Annotated in this window: 23 protein-coding genes and 1 pseudogene; 11 read left to right on the top strand and 13 right to left on the bottom strand. The window is 74.2% G+C overall.

The window, feature by feature from the left end; genetic code table 11:
* Nucleotides 1–69: 69 nt before the first annotated feature.
* Nucleotides 70–804 (top strand): annotated as a pseudogene (locus ACF1BN_RS02965) (bleomycin resistance protein).
* Here the strand turns inward: ACF1BN_RS02965 and ACF1BN_RS02960 are convergent.
* The 5 genes from ACF1BN_RS02960 to zapE all read right to left on the bottom strand — a co-directional run bounded on the left by ACF1BN_RS02960 (nt 762) and on the right by zapE (nt 5,818).
* Complete coding sequence (locus ACF1BN_RS02960) at nt 762–1,607, bottom strand: polysaccharide deacetylase family protein (protein WP_392329980.1); 846 nt, start codon at nt 1,605–1,607, stop codon at nt 762–764. The pseudogene ACF1BN_RS02965 and the gene ACF1BN_RS02960 sit on opposite strands and share 43 nt — an antisense overlap.
* A gap of 99 nt (nt 1,608–1,706) precedes the next feature.
* Nucleotides 1,707–2,678: a PPK2 family polyphosphate kinase gene (locus ACF1BN_RS02955; protein WP_392329809.1), complete on the bottom strand. Its 972-nt coding sequence runs from the start codon at nt 2,676–2,678 to the stop codon at nt 1,707–1,709.
* A gap of 84 nt (nt 2,679–2,762) precedes the next feature.
* Nucleotides 2,763–4,136 (bottom strand): alkaline phosphatase PhoX, encoded by a 1,374-nt coding sequence (locus ACF1BN_RS02950; protein ID WP_392329808.1) that lies wholly within the window; start codon nt 4,134–4,136, stop codon nt 2,763–2,765.
* A 136-nt stretch (nt 4,137–4,272) separates the two neighbouring features.
* Nucleotides 4,273–4,698, bottom strand: a complete 426-nt coding sequence (locus ACF1BN_RS02945; RefSeq protein WP_376600629.1) for an OsmC family protein — start codon at nt 4,696–4,698, stop codon at nt 4,273–4,275.
* A gap of 34 nt (nt 4,699–4,732) precedes the next feature.
* On the bottom strand, nt 4,733–5,818 hold the full coding sequence (zapE, locus tag ACF1BN_RS02940) for a cell division protein ZapE (RefSeq protein WP_392329807.1): 1,086 nt from the start codon (nt 5,816–5,818) through the stop codon (nt 4,733–4,735).
* Between the two features lie 36 nt (nt 5,819–5,854).
* Between zapE and ACF1BN_RS02935 the strand changes: the two genes are divergently transcribed.
* From ACF1BN_RS02935 to msrB, 4 genes are all read left to right on the top strand, one after another.
* Complete coding sequence (locus ACF1BN_RS02935) at nt 5,855–6,634, top strand: pyrimidine reductase family protein (RefSeq protein ID WP_392329806.1); 780 nt, start codon at nt 5,855–5,857, stop codon at nt 6,632–6,634.
* Nucleotides 6,635–6,740: 106 nt separating this feature from the next.
* Entirely contained in the window at nt 6,741–7,211 is a 471-nt protein-coding gene (locus ACF1BN_RS02930; RefSeq protein WP_387280023.1) for an indole-3-glycerol phosphate synthase, read from the top strand.
* Between the two features lie 127 nt (nt 7,212–7,338).
* Nucleotides 7,339–8,736, top strand: coding sequence for a UDP-N-acetylmuramate--L-alanine ligase (gene murC / locus ACF1BN_RS02925; RefSeq protein WP_392329805.1), 1,398 nt, complete (start codon nt 7,339–7,341; stop codon nt 8,734–8,736).
* A gap of 15 nt (nt 8,737–8,751) precedes the next feature.
* Nucleotides 8,752–9,159, top strand: a complete 408-nt coding sequence (gene msrB, locus ACF1BN_RS02920) for a peptide-methionine (R)-S-oxide reductase MsrB (protein ID WP_387280019.1) — start codon at nt 8,752–8,754, stop codon at nt 9,157–9,159.
* Between the two features lie 71 nt (nt 9,160–9,230).
* On the opposite strand, the gene ACF1BN_RS02915 is transcribed toward msrB, so the two are convergent.
* Nucleotides 9,231–10,367 carry a hypothetical protein gene (locus ACF1BN_RS02915; protein ID WP_392329804.1) on the bottom strand — a complete coding sequence of 379 codons (1,137 nt, stop codon included), beginning with the start codon at nt 10,365–10,367 and terminating at the stop codon, nt 9,231–9,233.
* A 150-nt stretch (nt 10,368–10,517) separates the two neighbouring features.
* Between ACF1BN_RS02915 and ACF1BN_RS02910 the strand changes: the two genes are divergently transcribed.
* A complete protein-coding gene (locus ACF1BN_RS02910; protein ID WP_392329803.1) occupies nt 10,518–10,991 on the top strand; it encodes a hypothetical protein in 474 nt (157 codons plus the stop codon).
* Between the two features lie 37 nt (nt 10,992–11,028).
* Here the strand turns inward: ACF1BN_RS02910 and ACF1BN_RS02905 are convergent, their stop codons facing one another.
* The 5 genes from ACF1BN_RS02905 to ACF1BN_RS02885 all read right to left on the bottom strand — a co-directional run bounded on the left by ACF1BN_RS02905 (nt 11,029) and on the right by ACF1BN_RS02885 (nt 14,051).
* Nucleotides 11,029–11,547: a hypothetical protein gene (locus tag ACF1BN_RS02905; protein ID WP_392329802.1), complete on the bottom strand. Its 519-nt coding sequence runs from the start codon at nt 11,545–11,547 to the stop codon at nt 11,029–11,031.
* Between the two features lie 137 nt (nt 11,548–11,684).
* Nucleotides 11,685–12,077 carry an ankyrin repeat domain-containing protein gene (locus tag ACF1BN_RS02900; RefSeq protein WP_392329801.1) on the bottom strand — a complete coding sequence of 131 codons (393 nt, stop codon included), beginning with the start codon at nt 12,075–12,077 and terminating at the stop codon, nt 11,685–11,687.
* Nucleotides 12,078–12,126: 49 nt separating this feature from the next.
* Complete coding sequence (locus ACF1BN_RS02895; protein WP_392329800.1) at nt 12,127–12,912, bottom strand: SDR family NAD(P)-dependent oxidoreductase; 786 nt, start codon at nt 12,910–12,912, stop codon at nt 12,127–12,129.
* A 69-nt stretch (nt 12,913–12,981) separates the two neighbouring features.
* Nucleotides 12,982–13,221, bottom strand: coding sequence for a DUF397 domain-containing protein (locus ACF1BN_RS02890; protein ID WP_392329799.1), 240 nt, complete (start codon nt 13,219–13,221; stop codon nt 12,982–12,984).
* Nucleotides 13,218–14,051 (bottom strand): Scr1 family TA system antitoxin-like transcriptional regulator, encoded by an 834-nt coding sequence (locus ACF1BN_RS02885; protein ID WP_392329798.1) that lies wholly within the window; start codon nt 14,049–14,051, stop codon nt 13,218–13,220. The genes ACF1BN_RS02890 and ACF1BN_RS02885 overlap by 4 nt, the downstream gene beginning before the upstream one ends.
* Nucleotides 14,052–14,200: 149 nt before the next feature.
* On the opposite strand from ACF1BN_RS02885, the gene ACF1BN_RS02880 reads away from it, so the two are divergent.
* Nucleotides 14,201–14,638 (top strand): ATP-binding protein, encoded by a 438-nt coding sequence (locus tag ACF1BN_RS02880; protein ID WP_392329797.1) that lies wholly within the window; start codon nt 14,201–14,203, stop codon nt 14,636–14,638.
* Nucleotides 14,639–14,663: 25 nt separating this feature from the next.
* Here ACF1BN_RS02880 and fusA read toward each other — a convergent pair whose 3' ends face one another.
* Nucleotides 14,664–16,670, bottom strand: a complete 2,007-nt coding sequence (gene fusA / locus ACF1BN_RS02875) for an elongation factor G (protein WP_392329796.1) — start codon at nt 16,668–16,670, stop codon at nt 14,664–14,666.
* Nucleotides 16,671–17,064: 394 nt separating this feature from the next.
* On the bottom strand, nt 17,065–17,481 hold the full coding sequence (locus ACF1BN_RS02870; protein WP_392329795.1) for a VOC family protein: 417 nt from the start codon (nt 17,479–17,481) through the stop codon (nt 17,065–17,067).
* Between the two features lie 155 nt (nt 17,482–17,636).
* Between ACF1BN_RS02870 and ACF1BN_RS02865 the strand changes: the two genes are divergently transcribed.
* From ACF1BN_RS02865 to ACF1BN_RS02850, 4 genes are all read left to right on the top strand, one after another.
* Nucleotides 17,637–18,272 carry a nucleoside/nucleotide kinase family protein gene (locus tag ACF1BN_RS02865; protein ID WP_392329794.1) on the top strand — a complete coding sequence of 212 codons (636 nt, stop codon included), beginning with the start codon at nt 17,637–17,639 and terminating at the stop codon, nt 18,270–18,272.
* Between the two features lie 141 nt (nt 18,273–18,413).
* Nucleotides 18,414–19,499: a hypothetical protein gene (locus ACF1BN_RS02860; protein ID WP_392329793.1), complete on the top strand. Its 1,086-nt coding sequence runs from the start codon at nt 18,414–18,416 to the stop codon at nt 19,497–19,499.
* Nucleotides 19,500–19,830: 331 nt separating this feature from the next.
* Nucleotides 19,831–20,355: a tetratricopeptide repeat protein gene (locus ACF1BN_RS02855; RefSeq protein ID WP_392329792.1), complete on the top strand. Its 525-nt coding sequence runs from the start codon at nt 19,831–19,833 to the stop codon at nt 20,353–20,355.
* A gap of 74 nt (nt 20,356–20,429) precedes the next feature.
* Nucleotides 20,430–21,389 (top strand): hypothetical protein, encoded by a 960-nt coding sequence (locus tag ACF1BN_RS02850; RefSeq protein ID WP_392329791.1) that lies wholly within the window; start codon nt 20,430–20,432, stop codon nt 21,387–21,389.
* Nucleotides 21,390–21,418 lie beyond the last annotated feature (29 nt).

Below are 21,418 nucleotides of genomic sequence, written 5' to 3'. Positions count from 1 at the left end.
CGGCAAGGGGGGAACGGCGGACGCCGGAAAGCCTCCCCCTGGTAGTCAAATTTGAGTAGCCTGGAGGGCATGACCGAACGGACGATCCCGATCCTGCCCTGCCGGACCCTCCAGCCCGTCCTGGACTTCTACACCGCCCTCGGCTTCGAGGTCACGTTCCGGCAGAAGAGCCCCAACCCTTACGCCTCCGTCGCACGCGGTTCCCTGGAGCTCCAGTTCTTCGGTGTGAAGCACCACGACCCCGACGCCTCCATGAGCACCTGCTACGTCGTCACCGACGACGTCGACCGGCTGTACGCGGCCTTCCGCGCGGGCCTCAAGGAGGCGTACGGCCGGATCCCGACCCGGGGGCTGCCGCGTCTCGGGGCGCTCCGGGACACCACCTACGGGATGCGGTAGTTCCTCCTGACCGACCCCGGAGGCAACTGCGTCCGCGTCGGGCAGCGGATCCGCGAGGACCTGCGCCACGACCCCGCCCCCGCCGGCACCTTCGCCCGAGCCCTTCATCACGCCGCTCTCCTCGCCGACTCGCGCGAGGACCCGGCCGCCGCGGCCAAGGTGATCGACCACGCCCTCGGCCCGCGGGAGGAGCGCCCCGGCCCGGTCGAGCACCTGCGGCTCCTGGTCCTCCGCGCGGACGTCGCGGGACGCCTCGGCGACGAGGCCACCGCCGCGACGGCCCTCGCCGAGGCCGCCGCCGTCCCGCTCGCCCCCGAGGAGCGCGAGGCGGTCCGGGACGACCTCGCGAGGCTGGAGGAGCTTCAGGCCGGCCGCATCAGTGCGGAGACCTTCACGAAGCGGTAGCCGCGGGCGCGGAGTTCGGGGACGATCCGGCGGATCGCGCGCTCGGTGGCGGGGGCGGCGCTGCGGGTGCAGTGGAGGACGACGAGGGAGCCTGGGCGGACGCCGGAGAGGACCTGCTCCGCCACCGCGTCGGGGTCCTTCGCGAAGGCGTCGCCGCCGACCACGTCCCACTGCACGGCGGTGACCCGGGCCGGGGCGAGGGCGTGCAGCGCGGTGTCGTCGTAGCAGCCGCCGGGGAAGCGGAAGTAGGGCACGACGTTGACCGCCCCGGCGTCGCGGAAGGAGTCGAAGGCGCGTTCCACGTCGGAGGCCATGTCCGGCGCGGCGACCTTCGGCAGGCCGTAGCAGGGCTCGGCGAAGGCGTAGTGGCTGTAGGAGTGGTTGGCGATCTCGAAGCGGGGGTCGCCGCCGATCGAGCGGACCTGTTCGGGGTACTCCTCCGCCCAGCGGCCGGTCATGAAGATCGTCGCGTCCACCTCCAGCCGGCGCAGGGTCGCGATGAGCTCGGGGTTGTCGAAGCGCTCGCCGCGTGCGGCGCGGGGGCCCTGGTCGGCGGTCATGTCGGCGTCGAAGGTGAGCGCGACGACCTTCTCGGCGCTCCGGCCGGTCCGCCGCTCGTAGACCGGGGTGCGGCCCTGGGGCCCGGCCGCCATCGTGGGCGCCGCCCCGGGCGCGGGCTTCGCGCCCGGGGCGGCCGTCGGGGCTGCCGTGGGCTTCGCCGGCGGCGCGGGAGGGGGTGAGGCGGTGTCGGCGCCCCCGCCGCAGCCGACGAGAACGGCGCCCAGAAGACCGAGCGCCGCCACTTTGCGTACAGAAATGGTCACAAATGGAAGTTATCTGATCGAATGTGAAGCTCCGTCGTCGCGGCCCGGGGCGGCGCGCGGCGCGTCACCCGTCAGGGCTCAGGTCGCGAGCAGCAGGCGCCGGCACTCCTCCACGTCGAAGCCGCCCGGCGGATAGCGCGGGTCCAGCGCCTCCAGGTGCTCCACGAGCAGCCTGCTGACCGCCCAGTTCCGGTACCACTTGCGGTCCGCCGGGACGACGTACCAGGGCGCCTCGGGCGACGAGCAGCGCTCCAGGGCCAGCTCGTACGCCTCCTGGTAGGCGGGCCAGCGGGCCCGGTCCTCGATGTCGCCCGGGGAGAACTTCCAGTGCTTGTCCGGGTTGTCGAGCCGTTCGAGCAGCCGGGCGCGCTGCTCCTCGTACGACACGTGCAGGAAGACCTTCACGAGCGTCACGCCGTCCTCGGCGAGCGCGCGCTCGAAGCGGCCGATCTCCTCGTACCTCCGCGTCACCTCCTCGCGCGGGACCAGCTCCCTCACCCGGGCGACGAGCACGTCCTCGTAGTGGGAGCGGTCGAAGATGCCGATCTCACCGGCCGCCGGCAGCGCCCGGGTGATCCGCCACAGGAACGGGTGGGCGCTCTCCTCCGGTGTGGGCGCCTTGAAGGCGCGGACCCGGCAGCCGGACGGGTTGAAGTACCGGATGACGTGCTTGACCGTGCCGCCCTTGCCGCTGGTGTCCATGCCCTGGAGGACCAGCAGAAGCCGGCGTCGGTCGCCCGCCGTGCTCGCCGCGTACAGGCGTTCCTGGAGCGCGGCGAGCCGGGGTGCGAGGAGCGCGGTGGCGGCGAGTCCCGCGGCCTTCCCGGCCGGGGCGTCCGGCCCGCCGGGCATCGCGCGGGGGGCGTACGCGGAGAGGTCGACGGGCTCGCCGGGCGGCAGCCGCAGCGCCTCGCCCAGGGACGCCGGGCCCGCCCCGGCGCCCCGGTGCTGCCCGCCGTCCCCGCTCCTCCCGGAGTCGGTGTGCCTCCCGCCGTCCTCCCGCTCCCCGGCGCGCCGCCCGTCGTGCGTCTTCCGTGCCTTCTTCGCCACCGCCCGCGTCCCTTCCGCCGTGCCGCTCGCCTCCCCCGATCCTGCGCCGGATCGGGGCGGCCCGCGAGCGCACGCGGGCGGCGGTCAGCGCCAGGGGCCGGTGACCGCGAACGTGGTGCCGGGGGTGTAGCAGTTCACGAACATCGTGGTGCCGTCGGGGGAGAAGGTGACGCCCGCGAACTCGCCCCACTCGGGCGCGCCGGGCTTCCCGATGTCCTGCCGGCCCCGGGCGACCGCGTACACCTCGCCGGACCGGTTCACCCCGAAGACGTGCTGCGCGCCGGCGCCGTCCTCGCACACCATCAGGCCGCCGGTGGGGGCCAGGCAGATGTTGTCGGGGGACTCGCCGGGCAGCCGGACGTCGGTGTCCGGGCCGAAGACGACGGCGAGGGTGAGCCGCCGGGTGAGCGGCTCGTACTTCCACACCTGCCCGAAGTGGGTGGCGCCGGAGCCGTCGGAGGTGCGGGCGTAGGAGGAGACGAAGTAGACGCAGTCGCCGCCCCAGTAGCAGCCCTCCAGCTTCTGCGCGTGGGTGATCCCGCGCGGCCCGAAGTCCTGGAAGCGGATGGGCGTCCCGGCCGCCTGCGGGTCCGGCACCGGCACCCATTCGACGCGGCGGAAGACCGTCCCGGGCTCCCGCACCACCGACAGGTCGGGGACGCCGGGCACCCGCATCGCCTGGAGGGTGCCGCCCGCGCGCAGGGAGCCGGTGCCGCCGAGCGGCGCCACGGGCAGGAAGCGGTAGAAGAGGCCGAAGGGGTGCTCGAAGGCGTCCTCCGTCTCGTACACGACCCCGGTGTACGGGTCCACGGCGACGGCCTCGTGCGCGAAGCGCCCCAGGGCGGTGAGCGGGACGGCGCCGGTGCGGTGCGGGTCCGTCGGGTCCACCTCGAAGACGAAGCCGTGGTCCTTCTCGTACCCCTTGGTCCCGGCCTTGTCCTCGGTCTCCTCGCAGGTCAGCCAGGTGCCCCAGGGGGTGGGCCCGCCGGCGCAGTTGACCGCCGTGCCCGCGACGCCGACCCGTTCGCCGGCGACGCCGTCCAGGACCTCGCCGTCCGGGCCGAGGCCGAGGACGGTGCAGCCGCCCTTGGCGCCCGGGTCGTAGGTGAGGCCGGGGACGGTGGGGACGCCGAGGCGGGCGTCGGAGCGGTTCTCGTGGTTGCGGACCAGGTGGAGGGCGCCGAGCGCGGCGGGGAAGGCGCTCATGCCGTCGAAGTGGCTCGGGACCCGGCCCTCGCCGGAGCGCAGGGAGTCGCCCTCGCGGGAGAGGACCCGGTAGGAGAAGCCGGCGGGGAGGTCGAGCAGGCCGTCCGGGTCGGGGACGAGCGGGCCGTAGCCGCCGAGGGGTTCGGCGGCGGCGGGGGAGCCGGCGAAGAGGTCGGCCAGCGCGCCGGTGAAGGCGATCCCGGCGACGGACGCGCCGGTGCGGGCCAGGATCTGACGTCGTGTCACGGACATGGGGTCGGCCTTCCCGCCGGAGACAGGTGTGGACCCGCTGTGTGTACCACGCACCGGAGTGCGTGATGCCACGACGCGGGTCCACGACGCCTCGGATGGCGTAATTCCGCCTCCGGGGCGGCCGTCTGGGCGGACGTCAGGCGAGCTCGGCCGTCAGCGTGATCGTCGTGCCGGTGAGGGCCTGGCTGACCGGGCAGTTCTTCTTGGCGCCCTCGGCGGCCTCCTGGAACTGGCCGGCGTCCAGGCCGGGGACCTCGCCGCGCACGGTGAGGTGGATGCCGGTGATGCCCTCGCCCGGCTGGAAGGTGACGTCCGCCTTGGTCTCCAGACGGGTGGGCGGGTTGCCCGCACCGGCCAGGGCGTGCGAGAGCGCCATCGAGAAGCAGGAGGAGTGCGCGGCGGCGATGAGCTCCTCGGGGCTGGTCTTTCCGTTCGGCTCCTCGGAGCGGGCCGGCCAGGAGACGTCGTAGGAGCCGAGACCGGAGGAGTCGAGGCTGACGACGCCGGAGCCCTTGAGGAGGTCGCCCTGCCAGACGGTGTGGGCGTGACGGACGGTGGCCATGGTGGATCCCTTTCGATCGGGTATGGCCCCCAACCTACTGCGCCACGAGCTCCTTTGCGTCCCGCGCCAGGGCGGTGAGCCGGGAGATGGCCCGGAAGTACTTCTTCTTGTAGCCGCCGTTCAGCATCTCGTCGCTGAACAGTTGGTCGAACGGACGTCCGGAGGCGAGCACGGGTATCTCGCGGTCGTAGAGGCGGTCGGCGAGCACGACGAGCCGCAGCGCGGTCGACTGGTCCGGGACCGGGCCCACGTCGGTGAGGCAGACCGCCGTCAGGTCGTCGGTGAGGGCGCCGTACCGGCTCGGGTGGACCTTGGCCAGGTGTTCGAGCAGATGCGGGAAGTCGTCCAGCGAGGAGCCCGGGACGCGGTACGCGGTCTCCGTGACGACCTGGTCGGAGTACGGGGCGGGTGCCTCGGGCAGGCCCCGGTGGCGGTAGTCCTCGCCGTCGATCCGCAGCGGCCGGAAGTGCGCGGAGAGGCCCTGGATCTCGCGGAGGAAGTCGGCGGCGGCGAAGCGGCCCTCGCCGAGCTTGCCCGGCAGGGTGTTCGAGGTGGCGGCGAGCGCCACGCCGGCCTCGACCAGCTTGCCGAGCAGGCTGGAGACGAGGACGGTGTCGCCCGGGTCGTCCAGCTCGAACTCGTCGATGCAGAGGAGGCGGTGCCCGCTCAGCGTCTTCACGGTCTGCTGGAAGCCGAGCGCGCCGACCAGGTTCGTCAGCTCGACGAAGGTGCCGAAGGCCTTCAGCGCGGGCTCGGCGGGCGTGGCGTGCCAGAGCGAGGCGAGCAGGTGGGTCTTGCCGACGCCGTACCCGCCGTCGAGGTAGACCCCGCGCGGGCCGGTCGGGGCGGCCGGCTTGCGGGCGAACCAGCGGCGCTTGCCGGCGCCGCTCGCGTGCGCCCCGCCGAGGCCCCCGGCGAAGCCGGAGAGCACCTTGACCGCCTCGCACTGGCTCGGCTGGTTCGGGTCGGGGAGGTAGGTGTCGAAGCGCACCGAGTCGAAGCGCGGCGGCGGGACCATCTCCGCGACCAGCCGGTCGGCGGGGACGTGGGGCTCGCGCGAGCACAGCGAGAGCGGGGCCGCCGCTGCGGAGGCGGCTTCATTCAGGGCACGGGTCGACACAGTTCCCCACTGTAAGCGCCATGTCAGACTGCGAGAATGCGACGCCTGTTTCCTGTGACGGACATGACAGCCCCGAAGCCCCAGGTCAGCGAGGCCGACCGGGAGTGGTCCCTCGACGAGCTGGCCGACGCCTACGCGTACCCGGAGGGCGAGGAGCGCTGGCTGCGGGCCAACATGGTCTCCTCGCTGGACGGCGCCGGCCAGCACGGGGGCCGCTCCCAGCCGCTCTCCTCCGACACCGACATGCGGATCTTCGGCACCCTCCGGGGGCTCGCCGACGTCGTCGTGGTCGGTGCGGAAACGGTCCGCCTGGAGGGGTACCGGCCCGCCCGCGCCCGGGAGGCCTTCGCCGCCCGCCGGGCCGCCGCCGGCCAGGGTCCGGCCCCCGCGATCGCGGTCGTCACCGCCTCCCTCGACCTGGATCTCGCCCTCCCGCTCTTCACCTCCCCGCTGGTCCCGACGCTGATCGTCACCGGCGCGGGCGCCCCCGCCGACCGGATCACCGCCGCGCGGGACGCCGGTGTCGAGGTGCTGCTCGCCGGGGACGGGGCCGGCGTGGACCCGGCCCGCGCGGTCGCCCTCCTCGCCGGACGCGGGCTGCGCCGCCAGCTCACCGAGGGCGGCCCCCGGCTCCTCGGCCAGTTCACCGCCGCCGGGGTGCTCGACGAGCTGTGCCTGACGGTCTCCCCGACGATGACGGCGGGTGACGCCCAGCGCATCGCCCACGGCCCTTCGCTCGTTGACCCGACACGCTTTGGCCTGGCTTCACTGCTGGAGCAGGACGGGTTCCTCTTCAGCCGCTACCGTCGGATCTGACAATCAGCGGAATTTCCCGTTCCGCTTAGCGTCGGCTGGGCACAATCACAGTCGCAGTCCCCGTGTGAACACGGGGAAGGATGGTTTCCGCAGAAGGGCTCCTGAGGTGTTCACAAGCGTTCTGATGATCGAGAAGCCCCTGACGTCCGTGGACGTGGAATTCGTCACCACCCTGCACGGCGACGAGGCCGTGTCCTTCATCGTGCTGATGCAGCCGCGCGGTGACCAGGCCGATCTGTTGCTGCGCGCCATCGACGACGTGGCCATGGGCGAACTCAAGGAGGCGACCCGCGAGGGCGAGGAACCGGAGGGCAAGGAAGCCCGCGAACCGGCCGAGCTGGCCCTGGAGCACTCGCTCCGGGCCCTGAGAGAAGCCGGCTGCGAAGCGGTCGGACAGGTGGTCGAGGACCACCCCCTCGACAAGATGAAGGCGGTCGTCGAGGAGTCGGCGGCGGACGAGGTGATCGTCCTCACCGCCCCGCACTACGTGGAGGAGTTCTTCCACCGGGACTGGGCCTCCCGCGCCCGCCACAAGGTCGGCGTCCCCGTCCTGAAGCTGTTCGCGCACAGCGAGTGACCCCGGGCGGGCGGCCCGGGGCCGGGGACGCGGGCGGATCCGTGTCCCCGGCCGCGTTCCCGGGCCGCCCCGCCGCAGCCACTACGCTGGGGTGGTCACGACCACGCACACCCGGGGAGAGATCCGCATGGCACCCGCCATCCCTGCCGCCATGGAACGGCCGCACTTCATCGGCATCGGCGGTGCCGGAATGTCGGGCATCGCGAAGATCCTCGCCCAGCGCGGCGCCAAGGTCGCCGGCAGCGACGCCAAGGACTCCCCGACCGTCGAGGCACTCCGCGCCCACGGCGTCACCGTGCACATCGGCCACGCCGCCGACCACCTCGCCGACGACGCCTCCGCCGTCGTCGTCTCCAGCGCCATCCGCGCCGACAACCCCGAGCTGGCCCGCGCCGCCGAGCTCGGCATCCCCGTCGTGCACCGCTCCGACGCCCTCGCCTCCCTCATGGACGGGCTGAACGCGATCGCCGTCGCCGGCACCCACGGCAAGACCACCACCACCTCGATGCTGGCCGTCGCCCTCACCGAGCTCGGCGCCGACCCCTCGTACGCGATCGGCGGCGACCTCTCGGGCCCCGGCACCAACGCCCGGCACGGCGACGGCGAGGTCTTCGTCGCCGAGGCCGACGAGAGCGACCGCAGCTTCCAGAAGTACGACCCCCAGGTCGCGATCGTCCTCAACGTCGAGCTCGACCACCACGCGAACTACGCCTCCATGGACGAGATCTACGAGTCCTTCGAGAAGTTCGCCGCGAAGATCCGCCCCGGCGGCACCCTCGTCGTCGGCGAGCACTCCGGCGCCCGCGAGCTGGCCCGCCGCGTCGCCGCCGTCGGCCGCGACGACCTCGCCGTCGTCACCGTCGGCGAGGGCGAGGACTCCGACGCCCGCATCATCGAGATCGTCCCGAACGGGATGAGGAGCGAGGTCACCGTCGCCCTCGACGGCGCCGAGCACACCTTCACCGTCTCGGTCCCCGGCCGCCACTACGCCCACAACGCCGCCGCGGCCCTCGCCGCCGGCGCCCGCGCGGGACTCGACCCGGCCGCCCTCGCCCAGGCGCTCACCGCCTACACCGGCGTCGGCCGCCGCCTCCAGCTCAAGGGCGAGGCCGCCGGCGTCCAGGTCATCGACTCGTACGCGCACCACCCCACCGAGATGACCGCCGACCTGGAGGCCATGCGCGGCGCCGCCGGAGGCTCCCGCCTCCTCGTCGTCTTCCAGCCGCACCTCTTCTCCCGCACCCAGGAGCTGGGCAAGGAGATGGGCGACGCCCTCGCCCTCGCGGACGCCTCCGTCGTCCTCGACATCTACCCGGCCCGCGAGGACCCGATCCCCGGCGTCACCAGCGAGCTGATCCTCGACGCGGCCCGCGCCGCCGGCGCCGACGTCACCCCCGTCCACGACAAGGCGACCGTCCCCGAGGTGATCGCGGGAATGACCCGCCCCGGCGACTTCGTTCTGACCATGGGCGCGGGAGACGTCACGGACCTCGGTCCGGCGATCCTGGCCCGCCTGGCGAACTGAGGGAGTGGACGGACGATGGCGTACGAGGTCGAGAAGTCGGACGCGGAGTGGCAGGCGCAGCTGACCCCGTCGGAGTACCAGGTGCTCCGGCTGGCCGGCACGGAGCCCGCCTTCCGCGGTGAGTACACGGACACCAAGACGCGGGGCGTGTACTCCTGCCGCGCCTGCGGGGCCGAGCTCTTCACGTCGAACGAGAAGTTCGAGTCGCACTGCGGCTGGCCGTCCTTCTTCGACCCGAAGGACAGCGAGGCCGTCGAGCTGGTCGCGGACACCTCCCACGGCATGGTCCGCACCGAGGTCCTCTGCTCCCGCTGCGGCTCGCACCTGGGCCACGTCTTCGAGGGCGAGGGCTACCCGACCCCCACGGACCAGCGCTACTGCATCAACTCGATCTCGCTCCGGCTGGAGCCGCAGGAGGACTGAGCGGGGCGTGAGCCACGCGGAGACCGTGCCGGTCGCGGCCGTCGAAGGAGGTCGCGACCGGCACGCGCGTCTCAGCGGCGGACGCCCGCGTACGCCGACGGGGAGATGCCGCCCTCGGCGCCCGCCGCGCCGCCGACGGTCCACACCCGGCCGGCCGCGTCGGTCGCGGCGCCGTACAGGAACCCGGCGCCGGGCGGCTCCTCGGTGCGGGTGAGGACGCCCCGCGGGCCGGGGGTCAGGACGTAGCTGCCGCTCGGGTTGACCTCCGGGTTCATGGTCTCGCCCACGACCACCGGGCTCCCGGAGCCGTCGAAGGCGATGTCGAAGAGCTGGCCCGTCTCGGCGGGGGTGCGGACCGTGCGCCAGGCACGCCCGTCGTAGCGCACGATCACGGGCCGCCGCCACAGGTTCTCGTCCCGGATGTGGCCGACGGCCCAGATGTCCTTCGCCGTCCTGAACTCGATGCCGTCGTACATCGCCCCGTCGAGCGCGGGCGGCAGCGTCTGCCGGGTCCACGCGGTGCCGTCGAAGCGGGAGACGCCGTCGCCGATCGCGAGGACCGTGCCGCCGGGGCCGGCCTCCAGCTGGGAGACCCAGGTCAGCCCGGTGTCCGCCGGCAGCGAGGTCCAGCCGCCGCTCCCGTCCGCCTTCCCGCGGAACAGGACCGGGAGGTACGCGCCGGACGCGTCGACGTAGGCGCCGTGCACCCACACCGAGCCGCGCGCGTCGACGTCGACGGCGGAGAGCGACGAGTGCTCCGCCTCCTCCGGGAAGGGCAGGGTGACCTCGCGCCACGCGGTGCCGTTCCAGTGCTGGAGCAGCGCGCGGTCCCTGCTCCAGTCCGTCTCGCCGACGGGGTCGTTCCGGGAGCCGACGGCCCACACCTGGTCGGGGGCGCCGACGGCGAGGTCGTCGAGGCGGCCGTGCTCGGCGGGCTGCGGGGGCGCCTGCCAGCCCCGGCCCGTCCAGCGCATCGCCACCGGCGTGAAGGGGCGGGTGGTCGGGTCGCTGTGCAGGCCGACCGCCCACGTGGCGCCGCCCGCCGTCTCGACGTCGAACAGGACGCTGCCCTCGCTGTGCGACGGGCTGACGTTCCGCCAGCGGGCCGTGTCGGCGGTGGCGGGCGCGGCGGCCAGGGTGACGACCGCCGTTAAGCCCAGGGCCAGGGCCGTCGCGGCCCGGGGGAGGGTGAGAAGCATGAAGGGCATCCTCGGATCGGAGTGGAAGAGCGGGAGCGGCGCCGAGCGCGCTCCTCTCCCTCCGATGCGCCGAACCCCCGGAAATGTTTCACCCACCTCGCGCCGGGGCCCGGAAAACCGGTGGGCGGCGGCTTCCGCGCGGCCCTACTGTCGCCCGTGATGGAGATGACCTTCCGGAAGCTGCCGGACAACCAGCACGAGATCCTGGTCCGGGCCCGCAAGGGTCCCGACGTCCGACTGCCCGCCCAGCCGGTCGGCCCGACGATGCCGCACGACCTCGTCCACGCCGTGGTGGAGACCGCCCTCGGCATCGACGACGGTTTCTGGGGCGCGACGGCGCGCGGCGCCACCTTCGAGGGCTTCGAGCCGGTCACCCCCGGCCGGCACCGCCGCTCGGGGATGAAGGTGCTGCGCCGGGGCGGCGACGCCGTGATGGCCGCCGAGCTCTCCGTGAACTGGGCCTACCGGGCGTGGCGCGGCCTGCCCACCGAGGGCCGGGGCGTCGGCCGGCCGCTCCTGGACGAGGCGGCCCTGGCCCTTACGGGCCCCCGTCTGGACGCCGCCGCCGCCCGCTGGGCCGCCGTCCCCGAGGGCGGCGAGCTCGTGTGGCGCTGGGGCGTCGACGAGGTGTAGGCGACCCCGTCCGCGAGCACGGGGACGGTACGGGCTGTCAGCCGGCCGTCGCGCCGCCGGGCACGTACGCGTCGACGCCGACCGCGTAGGCGGCTCCGGCCGTGAGGTCGGGACGGCTGCCGAGACCGGCCTCCGCGAGGCCCTCGGCGGTGAGGAAGGCGACCGACAGCGCCATGCCGTCCCGGGTGAAGCGCAGGTCGCCGGGCGGGGCTTCGGAGTCCGGCTTCCATCCGTCCCGTACCGCCGCCGTCCGGTAGTGCGCGGCCACTTCGGCCCGTGTGCCGGGGAAGGTGTACGTCCGCTCGGCGTACACCACGACATCACCGCTGTCCGCCCAGCACCCGGCGTCCATCTCCTCGAAGCCCCGGGCGAAGGCGGCCCCCTCGGGCCGGGAGCCGAGGATGCCGAGCGCCGCCACCTCCTTCACCCGGTCGCCGGTCCCCTCGCAGTCCCTGGCGAGTTCCCACGGCACACACCCGGCGAGGGCCGCGAACGCGAGTGCGATCGCGGCCAGGAGCGGGGACAGCGGGCGCGTGGTTCGTGGCCGCAGGGGCAAAGGGGGCTCCGTCGTGAAGGCGGGGGTGGTGGGAGGGCGTGGCCTGTCGGGCGCGGGGGCGGCCGTGACGACTCCAGCGCGGGGTACGGCCCCGATCCACGGGCAGCCACGGTTGTCCGGCCGGTCATCGGCGGAAGCTACCGTCGGCGGCCCCCTCCGAATCGGGCTTTCGGCTTGCCGGCCTGCCGGGTGCTGAACCGGTCCATCAGCCTGATCGCCATGTCGTGGTGGTACTTGCGGGCCCAGGTGTAGGCGGTTTCGCCGTCGACCGCGAGATGCGGATCGGCACCGTACGCCAGGAGGATCGCGGTCAGCGCGCTGTCGAGCGGCTCCCCCGACTGATGGGCGCCGTCGGCCTCCAGGTCGACAGCGTGCATCAGCAGGGTCACGCGGCAGCAGACCTCGTCGGCGTCGGCTCCCTCGTCGAGGATGCGCGTGAGCACGGCGTGGTCGCTCGATTCCACCGCTTGGTGAGCGGGCGTCCAGGGGCTCTCACGATTCAGGGCGTCCCTCATGGTCAGGGCGTTCACCCGGGGCATTCTGCCCGAGGGGACGCGACCTGGACAGGCTGGACAGGCCCTAGTGGACCGAGAAGCCGCCGTCCACGAAGAGGGAGTGGCCCGTGACGTAGGCGGAGGCGGCGCTCGCGAGGAAGACGGCGGCGCCGGCGAAGTCCCCGGGCAGGCCGTTGCGCCCGATCAGGGTGCGCTCGGCGAGCGCGGCGACCTTGTCCGGCGCGGAGGAGAGCCGCTGGTTCAGCGGGGTCATCACGAAGCCCGGCACCAGGGTGTTGGCGGTGACGCCGTACGGGGACCACGCCTCGGCCTGTGAGCGGGCCAGCGACTCCAGGCCGCCCTTGGACACCCCGTACGCCCCGCTCTGCACGAACGCGCGGTGCGCCTGCTGGGAGGTGACGTGGATGAGCCGGCCGAAGCCGCGCTCGGCCATCCCCGGCCCGAACCGCTGCCCGAGCAGGAACGGCGCCTCCAGGTTCACCGTCATCGTCGTGTCCCAGACGTCCTCGCCCAGTTCGCCGAAAGGCGGGCGGAGGTTGATCCCGGCGGAGTTCACCACGATGTCCGGCTCGCCGAACACCCCGGCCGCCGCCTCCGCGCCCGCCTTGATGCCGTCCCGGGTGCTGAGGTCGGCGCTCACCCAGGCCGCCCGGCAGCCCTCGGCCTCCAGCTCCTCGACGGTCGCCGCCAGCTCCGCCTCCTTGCGGGCGAGCACCACCGTGTTCGCCCCGGCGCGGGCGATCGCACCCGCGATGGCCTTGCCGATGCCGGAACTGCCGCCGGTGACGAGGGCGGTGCGGCCCGCGAGGGAGAAGAGGCCGGAGAGGTACGGGGCGGGGTCGGTGTGCATGGCACGCATCCTGGCACACGCGGACGCCCGGCGCCGGGGGCGTCCGGCACCGGGCGTCACGGTCGTCGTTCAGACGAGCCGGCTGACGAACTCCGTCCAGGCGCCGGGCGCCACGGTGAAGTGCGGGCCCTCCGGGACCTTGGAGTCGCGGACGTGGACGGTGGAGGGGCAGGTGGCGACCTCGACGCAGTTGTCGCCGTCGCCGCTGCTGTAGCTGGACTTGTGCCAGGAGAGGGCGACTTCCACACAGTTGTCGCCACTGCCGCTGCTGTAGCTGCTCTTGAACCAGGCCAGGTCAGTGGTGCTCATAGTGCTCCTCGGATCTCCCGCAACAGGCCCACGGATGCCTCGGCAGGCAGAGCCTGTGCTCGCATCCTGGCATACCGTTGCTGGAAGGTGCTGACCTCTTTGGTGTCGGAGATGAGCTGTCCGGTTCCCTGGCCTTCGCAGTAGGCGTACCAGGCGTTCTCATCAGTCTCCAGGAGACACAAAGGGCCGCCGAGTCCCGCGTGGTACCCCCGTGACTGCGGCATGATCTGGATGTCGATGTTGCGACGCCTGCCGAGGTCGAGAATGTGGTCGATCTGCTCGCGCATGACATCCGCGTCGGCCACCTGGCGGCTCAGGGCGTGTTCCTCGACGACGAAGCTGAAGATCGTCTCCGGACGCTCGGTGAGGATGCCCGCCCGGTCCACGCGGGTGACCAGGCTCGACTCGATCTTGTCGTCGCTCATCGCAGGGATCTGCTCCTCGAAGAGCGTCCTGGCGTAAGCCGGCGTCTGGAACAAGCCCGGCACCAGCCGGTTCTCGTACGTGTACAGCGTCACCGCCTGCGGCTCCAGCGCCGCCCACTTCTCGAACCACTTCGCCAGCCCCGCCCTCCGCGTCAGGTGCTTCGCCGCCGCCCGGATCACCCCGAACGCGTCCAGCAGTTCCTCCGCCCGCTCCACGAACTCCTTCGACGGCAGGCGCCTGCCCTGTTCGATGGAGGCGACCATGGGGAGCGAGTAGCCCACCAGCGGTGCGAACTCCTCCTGCGTCAGGCCCGCTCGTCTCCGGAAGACCTTGACCACTTCCCCGAAAGCCTTCAGGCTCTCCGACGTCTCCGGTTCGCTGCCCTTCGGGACCTCGTCCGTCACCCCGCCACCTCCCGCACCCGTGTGCTCGCGCTGAACGCGTCCATGCTTACGGATCGTGACCGGTACCGTCCAGAGAGTGAACCCGTACTGAGCGCAGCGTACGGGTCGCCCACCTGGCAACACGCCCCGGTGGCCGCCACATTGGCCCCATGACCTCCCTCCCGACCCGCCAAAGGCCCGTCACCGTACGTATGTTCGCGCAGCGGTTCAGCTCCACACCGCGCGGCGCCCGGCTCGCCCGCAGACTGGCGCTCCATCGGCTGGACGTGTGGGGGGTTCCGTACGACTCCGGTCTCTCCGAGACCACCGGGCTGCTCGTCGCGGAGCTGGCCGCCAACGCCGTGACCCACGGGCGGGTGCCCGGCCGGGACTGCGAGCTGGCGCTGCTGTACGCGCCGGGGCTGCATCTGCGGATCGACGTCTCCGACACGCGGGGCGAGTGCCGGCCGGTTCCCTCCGCGTCGGGGCCGCTGGACGAGGGCGGGCGGGGGCTGCTGCTCGTCGGCGCGCTGGCCACGCGGTGGGAGGTGCTCGACCGCGTACCGGTCGGGAAGACGGTACGGGCCGAGCTGGACCTCAGGAGGTGAGGTCCGGCCCGGCCCGTCACCGGGCTCAGCCGCGCGCCGGCTCGTAGCCGGCCGGGCGGGTGGTGAAGGTGCCCCGGCCCTGGGTGCGGCCGCGCAGGCGGGTCGCGTAGCCGAAGAGTTCGGCCAGCGGGACCGTCGCCGTCACCACCGACGTACCGCCCCGGACCGAGGAGTCCGTGACCCGGCCCCGGCGGGCCGCGAGGTCGCCGAGGACCGTGCCGACGGACTCGGCGGGGACCGTGACCGTCACCTCGGCCACCGGTTCGAGCAGCGTCATCGCGCTCGACCGGAGCGCCTCGCGCACCGCGAAGCGGCCGGCCGCGCGGAACGCCATCTCCGACGAGTCCTTCGGATGGGTCGCCCCGTCCGTCAGCGTGACCCTGACGCCCGTCACCGGGTGCCCGCCGAGGGGGCCCTCGGCGAGCGCGTCCCGGCAGCCGGCCTCGACCGCCCGCACGTACTCCTGCGGCACCCGCCCGCCGGTGACGACGGACGCGAACGCGAACTCCTCCTCCCCGCCCTCCAGGGGTGCGACGTCGAGGACGACGTGGGCGAACTGGCCCGCGCCGCCGTCCTGTTTGACGTGCCGGTACAGCAGGCCCGTCACGCCCTTCACCACCGTCTCGCGGTACGCGACCCGGGGACGCCCGACCGCGACCTCCAGGCCCCGGTCGCGCCGCAGCCGCTCCACCGCGACCTCCAGGTGCAGCTCGCCGAGGCCCGACAGCACGGTCTGGCCCGTCTCCGGGTCGGTCCGCACCACCAGCGACGGATCCTCCTCGGCGAGCCGGGCGAGGGCCGTCGCCAGCCGGTCCGTGTCGGTGGACCGGCGCGCCTCCACGGCCACCGAGACCACCGGTTCGGCGGTCACCGGCGGTTCGAGGACGACCGGCGCGGACGGAGCGCACAGCGTGGCCCCGGCGCGGACGGCCTTCGGCCCGACGACGGCGACGATCTCCCCGGCGGGACCGGCGGCCACGTCGACCGTGCGGTCCGCCTGCACCCGCAGGATCCGGGAGATCCGCTCCGTGCGGCCGGTGGCGGTGTCCAGGATGGTGGCCCCCGGCACGAGCGTGCCCGCGTAGACGCGGACGTACGTCATGCGGCCGGTGGCCGCCGCGTTCACCTTGAAGGCGAGCGCGACCAGCGGCGCGTCCGGGTCCGCCGGCCGCTCGCCGCCGCCGACCGGAGGCCGGTCGACCGGGGCGGGCAGGTAGGAGACGATCGCGTCCAGGAGCGGTTCCACCCCCCGGTCGCGGTACGCCGAACCGCACAGCACGACCACGGCCGAGCCCGCCAGGGTCAGCGCGCGCAGGGCCCCCGCGAGGCTCGCGTCGGCGAGCGCGCCGTCCGCGCAGAACTCCTCCAGGGCGCCGGGATGCAGCTCCGCCACCGCCTCCTCCAGGGCCCGCCTGCGGCGTACCGCCTCCTCGCGGAGCCCGGCGGGCACGTCGGTCTCGGTGCGCCCGTCGCCGTCCCACACGTACGCCCGCATGCGGACCAGGTCCACGACTCCCCGGAAGCCGTCCTCCCGCCCGACGGGCAGCTGGACGGGGAGCGGGACGGCGCCGAGACGGGTGCGGATCGACTCCACGGCCGCGTCGAGGTCGGCGCCCGCCCGGTCCATCTTGTTGACGAACGCGATCCGCGGCACGCCGTGCCGGTCGGCCTGCCGCCACACCGACTCGCTCTGCGGCTCGACGCCCGCGACCGCGTCGAAGACGGCCACGGCGCCGTCGAGGACGCGGAGCGCCCGCTCGACCTCGTCGGAGAAGTCGACGTGGCCGGGCGTGTCGATCAGGGTGATCCGGTGGTCCGCCCACGCGCAGCTGACGGCGGCCGCGGAGATCGTGATGCCCCGCTCCCGCTCCTGCGGGTCGAAGTCGGTGACGGTGGTGCCGTCGTGGACCTCCCCCTGCTTGTGGACGGCGCCGGTCAGGAAGAGGATCCGCTCGGTGACGGTGGTCTTGCCCGCGTCGACGTGGGCGAGGATGCCGAGGTTGCGGACACGGGAGTTCTGGGAGACGCGCACGGTGTCGTGCCTTTCGCTGCTGCGTGGAGGAACGGGCAGCGCGATTCCCGGACGCGCGAAGGCGTCAGCGGGCCTGCGATGACGGGCGCGCAGCCGTCACCGGCAGGCGGGAGAGGCGAGGATCACGTCGAACCGGCGGGCGCGGGGGAAGTCGGCGACGGCGGCGTACTGGTGACGCACGGTCGGCTCCCCTCCGGTCGGACACGGTGACGGCACCGCACACCCGGTGGTGCGCGGTGCCGCGAGTCTAGGGAGCGGGCCCGGCCGGCCGACAGCGAATTTCGGGGGCGTCCGTCGGGCGGTGAGGTCCGTCGGGCGGTGAGGTCCGTCCGGCGGTGGCGTCCGCCTGAGGGTGGGTCTGTCGGGCGGTGGGTCCGTCGGGCGGTGACGTCCGTCAGGCGGTGGGGTCCGCCGGCTGGAGGAGGTCCCAGCGGTTGCCGTACAGGTCCTCGAAGACGGCGACGGAGCCGTACGGCTCGTGCCGGGGCTCCTCCAGGAACTTCACCCCCGCCTCCGTCATCCGCGCGTGGTCGCGGGCGAAGTCGTCGGTGTGCAGGAAGAAGGCGACCCGGCCGCCGCTCTGGTTGCCGACGGCCTCTTCCTCCTCCTCGTTCTTGGCGCGGGCCAGCAGCAGGCCCGCGTTCCCGATCCCGCCGACGCCGCCGGCGCCGTTCGGGCGGACGACGACCCAGCGGGTGCCGTTGCCCCGGTCGGTGTCCTCGACGAGGTCGAAGCCGAGGGCGTCGGTGTAGAAGGCGAGGGCCTCGTCGTAATCACGGACGACGAGCGTGACGAGTGCGATGGACGGCATCACCCCAACGTAATGCCCGGACCGTCCCCGCCCCACCCGCGTAGACCCGCGTCGTCCCCCGTTCCGACCCTAGAACCGGCCCGGCCCCGGTGAGGGTCGGTACGAGGGTCGGGGGAGGGGCGGGCCCTGGGGGCGCGGGGGCGGGCGGTGGCAGAATGCGGCGCATGGAAGCGCAGGGGCTCGACCGGCTCGCCGCACGCGCCCGGGCGCTCGCCCGGCCCGGCACGCGCCGGCTGCTGGGACTCGCGGGGCCGCCCGGAGCGGGGAAGTCGACGCTCGCCGCGCGGCTCGTGGAGCGGCTGGACGGGCTCGCCGTGCTCGTCCCCATGGACGGCTTCCACCTGGCGGGAGCCGAGCTGGCGCGGCTGGGGCGATCCGACCGCAAGGGCGCCCCCGACACCTTCGACGCCGCCGGGTACGCCGCCCTGCTCGCCCGCCTCCGCGCCCCTGAGCCCGGCACCGTCGTCCGCGCCCCGGCCTTCGACCGGGCCCTGGAGGAGCCCGTCGCCGGCGCGGTCACCGTGCCGCCGGAGATCCCGCTCGTCATCACCGAGGGCAACTACCTCCTCCACGACGAGGACGGCTGGGCGGCGGTCGGGCCGCTCCTCGACGAGGTCTGGTACCTCGACCTCCCCGACGCCGTCCGTGTCCCCCGGCTCGTCGCCCGCCACGTCCGCTTCGGCCGGACCGAGGCCGAGGCCGAGGCGTGGGTGGCGCGCTCCGACGAGGCCAACGCCCGCCTGATCGCCCGGGGCCGGGGGCGTGCCGACCTCGTGGTGCCGGTCGACTGACGCCGGGGGCGCCGGGTGGCGCCGGGTGTGACGCGGGCCGCGGGGCCCGGCCGCCGGACTGGCACAGGACGGTGACACGGGCTCCCTGTCGCCCGGCCGTACCCGTCCGTCACCATGGTCCTGAACACGACAGGGGGATGGATGACGGAGATCCTTTACGCCGAGAGGTCGCGGAACCCGCTGGCCAGGACGGTCGAGCTGACCGAGGACGGCATTCGGAGAGGCGGCCGGACCACGCCGCTGGGCGAACTGAACCTGGCCGCGATCGCGGAGGCGTACCAGCGCGGGCAGTGGCTCGGCGGCGGCGGTTCCGAGCGCCCGCTGGTGTGGCTGGACGAAGGCGCCGGCACGGTGCCGGTCGTCCGCGCCTCCGGCACCAGTACCCCGCTGAAGGTGCGCAGGAGCGGCGAGTTCGCCGAGGCGCTGGGCCGGCTCGCGGTCCGGCTGAGCGGCGGCCCGGAGTGGGTCGCGGAGCTGGGCCGGCGGGCCGGCGTCGAGGGCGTGCCGCTGTGGATCGCCCGGCGGAACGCCCCGGGACCGGCCGGAGACATCACCGTCGCCGTGGACCGGCGGCTCGCGCGCGTCGACGTCTGGGGCCCGCACGCCCCCGTCGTACGGATCCGGGCACCGTACGGCTTCCACGCCGACGAGCCCGACCCGTCCCGCGGTCTCACGCTCACCGTCGGCACCGCGCGGGCTGAGCTCCGGCTCGACCACCGGAAGCTGCGCAGGTCCAAGAGCGTGGTGGAGGCCCGAGTCGGCGGACAGGTCTGGGAGTTGCGTCGCGACAGCGCCACCAGCTCGTGGCTGCTCCGCGACGGCCTGCGGGTCGCCCTGCTGGCCCGGCCGGCGCGCCGCAGGACCTCCGAGGCGCTGACGACGTTCCTGCTGCCGCTCGGCCCGGTCGGGCACGAGACCTCCGACCCGCTGGACGCGGTCATGGCCCACGCCTTCGCCGCCGCGTTCGGCCTCGGCGACACCACGGGCCTCGCCCGCTTCCCGAACCAGTGGCGCCCGAGGGAGGGGTACGAGCCGGCCGCCGGGGACGACGACTGGAACCGCCCCTGGTACACCAACATCGGCACCCGCCGCGACGACAACGAACCCGGCGGCAGTGACGGCTGGGGCTCCGACGGCGGCGACGCCGGCGACTCGGGCGGCGGCGGCGGTGGCGACAGCGGCGGCGGTGGCGGGGACGGCGGCGGTGGCGGAGGTGGCGGCGACTGAGCCCCCCGCGCCTGGGCCGCCCGGCCCGGTACGGCCGTCCGGCCGTCCGGCGCGGCCCGGCTGTCCGGCGCGGCCCGGCTGTCCGGCGCGGCCCGGCTGTCCGGCCCGGTACGGTCGCCCGGTCCGGAGGCGGTCGTGCTCGGCGCCGGGCCGCCGTCCCTGGCTGCCGTCCCGGGCTGCCGTCCCGTGGCGACGTCCCTGGCGGGTGTCCCCGGCCGAGTCCCGGGCCGCGTGCCCGGCCGAGTCCCGGGCCGCGTCCCCGGCCGAGTCCCCGGCCGCGCGCCCGGCGCTTGCCGGGCCCCGGGCGGTGGTGCCTGAGTAGGGTGACGGCATGGACGACGAGCGGGCCGGGAGCGCCGGGTGGGAGGAGCGGGTCGCCGCCCTCTGGGAGACGATCGACGCGTACGGGCCCGAGGACTTCCGGGCCCGGATCGCCGAGCGGGGCGACGGCGACGCCCCCGCCCTCTTCGAGCTGGGCGCGGCCCACGACTCCACCGGGCTGCCCGCCGAGGCCGTCACGTACTACCGGCGGGCGCTGGAGCTCGGACTCACCGGGCTGCGCCGGCGGCGGGCCGTCATCCAGCTGGCGAGCAGTCTGCGCAACCTCGGCCGCCCCGACCGGAGCGTCGAACTCCTCACCACCGAGCGGGACCTCCCCGACGCGCGGCTCGACGCCGACGAGCGGGCGCTCGCCCCCGCCGTGGACGCCTTCCTCGCCCTCGCGCTCGCCGACACCGGCCGCGACCGGGAGGCCGCCTCGCTCGCCCTCGGCGCGCTCGCCCCGCTGCTGCCCCGCTACAACCGCTCCCTCGCCCACTACGCCCGCGCCCTGCTCACCGCCCCCGACGGCTCCTGACTTCGCCGGGCGGCCGGTGCGCGCACCACCCCACTCGCTAGGCTGAACGCAACGGCGACGGAAGGCGGGCTGACGTGGGGTGGCTGCGCAGGAGACCCAAGCGGGACGGCGAGGACGCGCCGAGGGATCCGGAGTTCGCCTACTTCTCCGAGCGCGAGGCCGCGCTCTTCCGGGCCACCGTCCGCGAGGCCTTCGCCGAAGTCGGCCTGGAGGTCACCGTCTTCGCGTCCTCCGTGCAGGATGACAAGCAGCGCCGCTTCGGCCTCGGCAACCTCGCCGCCGTCTGCCACCGGGATCCGCGCGGCTCCCGCGTCTGGCCCGACCTGATCCGCCGTCACGTCACCCTGGTGGTCAGGACCCTGGACGGCCCCTCCGCCCTCGACACGCTGCCGCCCGAGCAGATCAGGTCCCAGCTCTACCCCCGGGTCGTCAACGGCGAGGGCATCGACCCCGGCGCCTTCGGCTACGCCCGGACACTCGCCCCCGGCCTGTACGAGGTGCTGGCGCTCGACCTGCCGGAGAGCGTCATGATGCTCACCGACGACGCCCTCGACCGGCTCGGCGACCCCGCGCAGCTGCGCGACCGCGCGCTCAAGAACCTGCGCGGGCTGCCCGTCGAGGAGCACGAGACCGTCCGGGACGCCGACGGCATGTCCTTCGAGGTCGTCCTCGGCGACTCCTTCTACACCGCCAGCCGGGTCCTCGACCTCGACGCCCTCGCCCAGCGGGTCACCGGGACGCCCCTCGGCGAGCACGGCGCCCTGGTCGCGGTGCCCTTCCGGCACCAGATCGCCTTCCACCCCATCCGGGACACCACGATCATCCCGGCGCTCGGCGCGATGGCCTCCTTCGCCGCCTCCGAGTACGAGGACACCCCGGGTGCCATCAGCCCGTACGTCTTCTGGTGGCGGGGCGGCACCCTCACCCAGCTCAGCGAGCACGACGAGGAGGGCGGCGAGCTGCGGATCGTCGTCGGCGACGACTTCCACGACCTGCTCGAACGGCTGATCGCGCAGGGGCCCGGGCCCCGCTGAAGGGCCCGCGCGCGGTCGCGGCGGCCGGG

The organism is Streptomyces sp. NPDC014861 (assembly GCF_043081625.1).
Classification (GTDB): Bacteria; Actinomycetota; Actinomycetes; order Streptomycetales; family Streptomycetaceae; genus Streptomyces.
This window is presented reverse-complemented; position numbering and strand designations above follow the sequence as displayed.

Coding starts and splice junctions, on each gene's coding strand:
- ACF1BN_RS02870 (WP_392329795.1), bottom strand. CDS start 17,481: ATGCCGTCCATCGCACTCGTCACGCTCGTCGTCCGTGATTACGACGAG.
- murC (WP_392329805.1), top strand. CDS start 7,339: ATGGCACCCGCCATCCCTGCCGCCATGGAACGGCCGCACTTCATCGGC.
- ACF1BN_RS02935 (WP_392329806.1), top strand. CDS start 5,855: ATGCGACGCCTGTTTCCTGTGACGGACATGACAGCCCCGAAGCCCCAG.
- ACF1BN_RS02910 (WP_392329803.1), top strand. CDS start 10,518: ATGGAGATGACCTTCCGGAAGCTGCCGGACAACCAGCACGAGATCCTG.
- ACF1BN_RS02950 (WP_392329808.1), bottom strand. CDS start 4,136: ATGTCCGTGACACGACGTCAGATCCTGGCCCGCACCGGCGCGTCCGTC.
- ACF1BN_RS02860 (WP_392329793.1), top strand. CDS start 18,414: ATGACGGAGATCCTTTACGCCGAGAGGTCGCGGAACCCGCTGGCCAGG.
- ACF1BN_RS02915 (WP_392329804.1), bottom strand. CDS start 10,367: ATGCCCTTCATGCTTCTCACCCTCCCCCGGGCCGCGACGGCCCTGGCC.
- ACF1BN_RS02855 (WP_392329792.1), top strand. CDS start 19,831: ATGGACGACGAGCGGGCCGGGAGCGCCGGGTGGGAGGAGCGGGTCGCC.
- ACF1BN_RS02880 (WP_392329797.1), top strand. CDS start 14,201: ATGACCTCCCTCCCGACCCGCCAAAGGCCCGTCACCGTACGTATGTTC.
- ACF1BN_RS02890 (WP_392329799.1), bottom strand. CDS start 13,221: ATGAGCACCACTGACCTGGCCTGGTTCAAGAGCAGCTACAGCAGCGGC.
- msrB (WP_387280019.1), top strand. CDS start 8,752: ATGGCGTACGAGGTCGAGAAGTCGGACGCGGAGTGGCAGGCGCAGCTG.
- ACF1BN_RS02865 (WP_392329794.1), top strand. CDS start 17,637: ATGCGGCGCATGGAAGCGCAGGGGCTCGACCGGCTCGCCGCACGCGCC.
- ACF1BN_RS02945 (WP_376600629.1), bottom strand. CDS start 4,698: ATGGCCACCGTCCGTCACGCCCACACCGTCTGGCAGGGCGACCTCCTC.
- ACF1BN_RS02895 (WP_392329800.1), bottom strand. CDS start 12,912: ATGCACACCGACCCCGCCCCGTACCTCTCCGGCCTCTTCTCCCTCGCG.